Below are 5,564 nucleotides of genomic sequence, written 5' to 3'. Positions count from 1 at the left end.
GCACACCGGGCGCGCCGGCCGCGCTCGCCTCGCCGGCGGCGTCGGTGCCGGCCGCCCGCCACCAGGAGTGGTACAGCTCGGCGAACGGCGGCATCGGGTCACCGTCGCAGCCGGCGAACACGGTCAGCACCACGACCCTGACGCCCTGCCGGGTCAGCGCGGCGATCGTGCCGCCCCAGGACAGGACCGCGTCGTCGAGGTGCGCGGACACGACCAGCACCGGCCCCCGCGCGCCGTCCGGCCCGCTCATCGGGCCGGCTCCGTGAGGCGCGACCACAGCGACCGGTACCGGGTCTCCCAGGTCAGCTCACGCCCCCGCCTCAGCGCCCTACGCCCCAGCTCGGCCCGCAGAGCGGGCTCGTGAAGGAGGCGTCCGAGCTGCCGGGCGAGGTCGCCGGGCCGCCGGTAGTCGAAGTACCGCACCGCGTTCCTCCCGACCTCGGGCACTCCCCCGCGCGCGCTGGCCAGGCACGCCAGGCCGCTGGCCATCCCCTCGGTGAGGACGAGCGGGCTGGCGTCCTCGCACAGCGACGGCACGCACAGCACGTCGGCCTCCCGGTACACGCCCCCGATGGCGGCGCGGTCGACGAACGGCGAGAACTCCACCCGGTCCCCCAGCAGCGACGCCCGGCGCTTCACCTGCCGCTCGAACCGGTCCGGCGCCGACGACGCGCACAGCCCGGCGTTGCCCACCACCCGCAGCCGGAAGCGGGCACCGGCCCGCGCCAGCTCCACGCACGCGTTGATGAGCGCCATCGGCCCCTTCTCGGGGGCGAGCCGGCCGGTGAAGAGCACCACCGGCACGTCACCGGCGCGCCGGGCGGCGGGATGGAACCTGGCCGGGTCGTGCCCGTTGTGCACCACCGCGACCGCCGAGAGCGGCAGGCCGGTGCCGTCGAGGAACCGCTCGGCCACGAACCGGCTGACGCACACCACCAGGTCCGCCTCGGCCACCACGCGCGCCCGCTCGGCCGGCGGGAACGACCGGAACATGTCGGCGTGCAGGTAGAGGCACACCCGCGCCCGAGGCCGCAGCCGCCGCAGCTCGGGGACGGCGGCGACCGCGTTGTGCAGCACGACCGGGCCGCCGAACCCGGCCGGCAGCGCCTCCACCGCGGGCCGGACGAACCTGGCGTAGTGCTCGCGGCGCCCGCCGCGGGCGGCGGCCTCGTCGTCCTCGCGCCGCTCCCGCTCGCCCAGCGTCTCGCCGGGACTGTCGTACGGCAGCAGCCGCACCCCCGCCGGCAGGTGCTCGCCGGCGCGGTCGGCGACGATGACGGTGGCGCGGCCGTGGCGGGCGTGCACGCGGGTCAGCTCGGCGGCGACCGTGCCGAGGGAGCCGCCGCTGGCCGGGGAGTAGACCTCACCCGGCGGGAGCAGGTGTGCCCAGGCTCCCGTCATCACCGGTCCCGGGCCACGAGGGCGAGCCGGGAGCCGATGGTCACCAGGCGCTCGTTGCCGATCATCAGGGGGGCCGACAGCAGGTCGCGCACGAGCCGGGCCACGGAGTGGGGGCCGTCCTCGGAGTAGCCGGCCATGCCGCACACCCGCAGGGCGGTCAGCGCGACGTCCACCGCGATCTCCGACATGGCGAGCTTGAGCGAGTTGACCCGCTGCGCGAAGGCGGCGGTCGGCTCCGCGTCCCCCGCCAGGACCTCCTGCGCGGCCCGCGCCGTCTCCGCGAGCTGCGCCTCCACGGCGGCCAGCCGCCACCGCATCTCGGCCAGCCCGCCGCTCGGCGGCTGCGCGGACTCGCCGCCGGCACGTTCCCTGGCGTGGCTCACGGCCCGCTCGGCGGCCTCGGCGGCCAGGCCGTACCAGACACCCGACCACAGCACGTGGGACAGCGGCGTCATCACCCGGGCGACCAGGTCGCCGAACGGCACCGGCAGGATCCGCCAGTCCTCGAACCCGGCGCGGACCCGGAGGGCGGGGCTGCACGTGCCCCGCATGCCGAGGGGGTTCCAGCCGCCCAGGACCTCCAGGCGCGCTTCGGCGGCGTCGACGAGCACGGCGACCTGGTCGCCGGCCGGCGAGCCGGGCTCCCGACGGGCGCTGACGAGGAGGGCGTCGGCCTCGCCTCCGTAGGAGACGGTGGTGGCGTGCTTGTCCAGGCGGGCGGACGGGCCGTCGCGCTCGACCGCGCACACGCTGGTGCGCAGCGCCCCGCCGACGCCCGCCTCGCTGGTGGCCGAGGCGACGAGGAGCTGGTCGCGGACGACCCTGTCCACGGCCGCGCGCAGCTCGGGGCCCTCGTCGCAGGCCAGCAGGCAGGCGAGCTGGACCTGGTGCATCGCCCAGATCATGGCGGTCGCGCCGCAGCCGCGCGCCAGCCTGGCGGCCATCCGGGCGAGCGCGGGCACGTCCGCGCCGAGGCCGCCGCGCTGCACCGGGGCCGCCGCGGAGAGCAGGCCGTGCGCGCGCAGGGCCCGCAGCGCCTCCTTGGGGAAGCGCGCGTCCCGGTCCACCTCGGCCGCGTGCTCGGCCAGCACCCCGCCGGCGAGCTCCCGGCAGATGCGGTCCCCCGTACGGTCCCCGCCCTCCCTCACGCGGGGTCCTCTGCCCGGGTGAGGCTCACGACCGCGTCCGTGACGGCCGCCAGCGACCGGAACGTGTCCCGGGTCAGCAGCTCGTCCGGGAACTCGACCCCGAACTCGTCCTCCACGGCCACCATGACGCCCACCATGGCCAGGGACTCCATCCCCAGCTCCCACAGGTCGGCGCCGGGATCGACCGACTCGATCACGCCGGGCAGCACCGCCCTGCCGGCCAGCAGGTCGCGCACCCTGCGCTCCACCCGGGTTCGCTCGTCGCCGTGTACGGCTCTCGAAGGCACCGTGCTCATCCTCTCGGCGTCCATCCTCTCGACGGTCAACCTCTCGACGGTCAACCTCTCGGCGGTCAACCTCTCGGTCCTGTCCGCACAGCGGTCGCGAAGGACACCCCGGCCGGGCGGCCGGCGTCCAGCCCCACGGGCCCCATCTCCCCCGAGACGCGGGCCAGGACGGCGCCGGTCGAGCGCAGCACGTCCCATTCGGCGGGGTCGAGCAGCCCCCAGCGGAGCATCGCCCCCACGATCAGCGGGTCGTGCGGCACCCACAGGCCGTCGTTCTCGATCTCCGCCCAGTAGTGCAGGACGGAGAACGGCGGCGACAGGATGACGCCCTGGGCGAGCCGGATCGGCAGCCCGCGGCGGCGGCCCTCCCGCACCAGGAACAGCGAGCCGCCGGTGCAGTCGGCGACGCCGGTGCGCCCCACGAAGTCCGGGTCCATCCCGACCGTCATGGGCAGGCGGACGAACCTGACGCGGCCGAACTCCTCCAGCAGCTCGGCGGCCCGCGGCTCCGGCCGGGGCCACGAGGCGGGCAGCTCGAAGCGGGCGACGGCCGAGCCGCCGGGGCACGGGGCCCACCCGGTGGGCAACAGGACCTGGAAGTCGCACACCGCGTCGTCCTCGTCGCCCGGCTCGTGCGCGCACTCGGGGACGTACTCGATCTCGGCGCGCACGACGGTGCCGGCGGGGGCGCGCAGCCCCTTCGCCCAGGAGGCCGGGCCGAACGTCCACAAGGACCGCACGCCCAGGTCCAGCGAGACGTTGAGCAGGTCGAAGTGGTCGAAGCCGGTGGGCCGGCCCAGCCCTTCGGCGAGCATCGCGGCCAGCACGCCGGGTGGCAGGCCGTAGTCGCGCCCGGCCGCGTCCCAGGGCACGTCGAAGCCGCGGGCGGCGTCCGGGACGAGCCGCAGCGCCCGCAGCGTGTCGTCCGGAACGGCCCCGGTCACCGCCACGTCCACCGGCGCGCCGCTCATCGCGGGTCCCGCCCGGCGGCGACGATCCCGGTCAGCTCGCCCACCCGGTCGGGGCGTACCTCGCCGAACGCCGCCTCGACCAGCAGGCGCTCGATGCCGAACAGCACGTCGCGCACGGCCTGGGGACCCAGGTAGCGGGAGTCGGCGTGCAGGGTCAGCCGCAGGGTCTCCGGCGTGTCCTCCGCGTACAGGGCGAACTTCTCCTGCTCGACCGCGGGCTCCGGCAGGAACACGCTGTCGCGCGTCGCGGCCCGTACGGACTCCTCGCCGGTGGAGCCGGCCCGGTGGGCGGCCAGGCGGCGGTCCGGCCGCATCTCCTCGCGCATGTCGTTGAACACGCACGACAGGTCGAGGCGTCCACCGCCGCGCGCCTCGGCCTCCCGCATGATCCGGCGCAGCTCCCGCTTGTCGTACAGGCTGTGGCGGTAGGCGCGGACGGAGGCCGTCCAGGCCCGTGCGACGACGTCGCGGAAGCTCGTCCCGCCGAGGTCCAGCGAGACGAGCGCGCCCTGGATCATGCAGGCGACCGCGCGCCGCTCCTCCTCCCGGGTGCGGTTGGCGCAGATGAGCCGGACGGCGCACTCCGGCATCCCGGTGTACGCGCCGAGGACGAGCCCTGTGGCCGCGAGCAGGACCGCCGTGCCGCTGACGTCGTACCGGACGGCCTGGAGGTTCAGGGCGAGGTCCGCGGCCCGGGAGTGCAGCACGGCCGCGTGGTAGGCGGGCGGCCCCGGCTCCGGCTCCATGGGGAACATCGTGCGGGGCACCGTCTCCAGCCGGGAGCGCCAGTACGCCAGGGCGCGCGAGAGCCGCCGCGCCCCCTCGGGGGACGCCTCGTAGCGGGCCTGCTCCAGCGGCTGCCGGGCGGCGGGCGGCGGCGGCCGGTCCAGCCCCTTGGCGCGGGCCTCGACCATCGCGGTCAGGTCGGCGACGAGGTTGCGCACCCCGGTGCCGTCCGCGGCCGTGTGCGCCACGCTCAGCAGGACGGCCAGCGGCTCCCCCGAGCCGTGGAAGATCGTGGGACGTAACGGCAGCTCGGCGGAGAGGTCGAACGGCAGCCGCTCCACCACCCGCCGGCGCTCGGCCAGCGCCTTCCACAGCGCCGCCCGGCCCGCCTGTCCGTGCGCTTCCTCCGGGGCGTCGAGGTCGACGAGGCGGACGGTCAGCTCCCCGGAGCCGGTCACCGTCTGCGTCAGGCGGCCGTCGGCGTCCTCGGCCAGGAGGGTGCGCAGCGACTCGTGCCGGCACACCAGGGCGCCCAGCTCAGCCAGCAGGTCCTCGACGGACGGGCCGGGCGGCACCTCCACCTCGCCGGAGGGGTTGAAGAACGCCTCGCGCGGGTCCTTGTCGGTGATGTCCAGCCACATGGACGCCTGCCCGCAGGTGGCCGGCCCGGACCCGGTGCTCTGCCCGGCGAACCGCACCGGGCGGTGCGTCACCCCTTCCACGGCCGCTCCCCCGCCTGCGAGCGGAGCGGCGGCGTACGCTCCGACTGCTCGCGCAGCCGCTCCTGGACGTCCTGCGCGAAGTCGCTCCAGATCTCGGCGCACTGCAACGCCATGTCCGCCACGATGGGAGCCAGATGCGTGGGGACCGCGTCCACCAGCTCCGACCGCATGTCCCTGGCGATCACGTGGCTGTGCATCCAGCGGAGCAGGTGCCGGCCGGCCTCCGACAGCCGCAGCGACGGGTCGCGCTGCAGCGACCTCAGCCGCAGCAGCGCGTCCGCCTGCTGCCCCGCCACCCGCCGGCGCGCG

6 protein-coding genes and 1 pseudogene are annotated in these 5,564 nt (G+C 76.2%); all 7 read right to left on the bottom strand.

All coding sequences use genetic code 11. From position 1 onward, the window contains the following. Positions 1-250: PIG-L family deacetylase (locus ABZS51_RS42135; RefSeq protein WP_355453802.1), on the bottom strand; the 250-nt coding region annotated here is incomplete at its 3' end. Continuing rightward, on the bottom strand, positions 247-1,401 hold the full coding sequence (locus ABZS51_RS42130; RefSeq protein WP_355453799.1) for a glycosyltransferase family 4 protein: 1,155 nt from the start codon (positions 1,399-1,401) through the stop codon (positions 247-249). The genes ABZS51_RS42130 and ABZS51_RS42135, both read right to left, overlap by 4 nt. Beyond that, positions 1,401-2,549 (bottom strand): acyl-CoA dehydrogenase family protein, encoded by a 1,149-nt coding sequence (locus tag ABZS51_RS42125; protein WP_355453796.1) that lies wholly within the window; start codon positions 2,547-2,549, stop codon positions 1,401-1,403. Before ABZS51_RS42125 ends, ABZS51_RS42130 begins: the two co-directional genes overlap by 1 nt. Then, a complete protein-coding gene (locus ABZS51_RS42120) occupies positions 2,546-2,860 on the bottom strand; it encodes an acyl carrier protein (RefSeq protein ID WP_355453793.1) in 315 nt (104 codons plus the stop codon). The genes ABZS51_RS42125 and ABZS51_RS42120 overlap by 4 nt, the downstream gene beginning before the upstream one ends. Before the next feature lie 41 nt (positions 2,861-2,901). After that, the gene (locus ABZS51_RS42115) at positions 2,902-3,807 is read right to left on the bottom strand and encodes a hypothetical protein (RefSeq protein WP_355453790.1); all 906 of its coding nucleotides are present in this window, start codon (positions 3,805-3,807) and stop codon (positions 2,902-2,904) included. After that, positions 3,804-5,255, bottom strand: coding sequence for a condensation domain-containing protein (locus ABZS51_RS42110; RefSeq protein ID WP_355453787.1), 1,452 nt, complete (start codon positions 5,253-5,255; stop codon positions 3,804-3,806). Before ABZS51_RS42110 ends, ABZS51_RS42115 begins: the two co-directional genes overlap by 4 nt. Then, a pseudogene (locus tag ABZS51_RS42105) lies at positions 5,243-5,564 on the bottom strand (hypothetical protein); the annotation flags it as partial. The pseudogene ABZS51_RS42105 and the gene ABZS51_RS42110, both read right to left, overlap by 13 nt.

Source organism: Nonomuraea sp. NPDC005501, assembly GCF_040605905.1.
Lineage (GTDB): Bacteria > Actinomycetota > Actinomycetes > Streptosporangiales > Streptosporangiaceae > Nonomuraea.
The sequence above is the reverse complement of the archived record's forward strand: the minus strand, read 5'-3'. Positions and strand labels throughout refer to the sequence as shown.

Excerpts from the sequence above, each read along its gene's own strand:
- ABZS51_RS42130 (WP_355453799.1), bottom strand. The coding sequence starts at position 1,401 with ATGACGGGAGCCTGGGCACACCTGCTCCCGCCGGGTGAGGTCTACTCC.
- ABZS51_RS42120 (WP_355453793.1), bottom strand. The coding sequence starts at position 2,860 with ATGGACGCCGAGAGGATGAGCACGGTGCCTTCGAGAGCCGTACACGGC.
- ABZS51_RS42115 (WP_355453790.1), bottom strand. The coding sequence starts at position 3,807 with ATGAGCGGCGCGCCGGTGGACGTGGCGGTGACCGGGGCCGTTCCGGAC.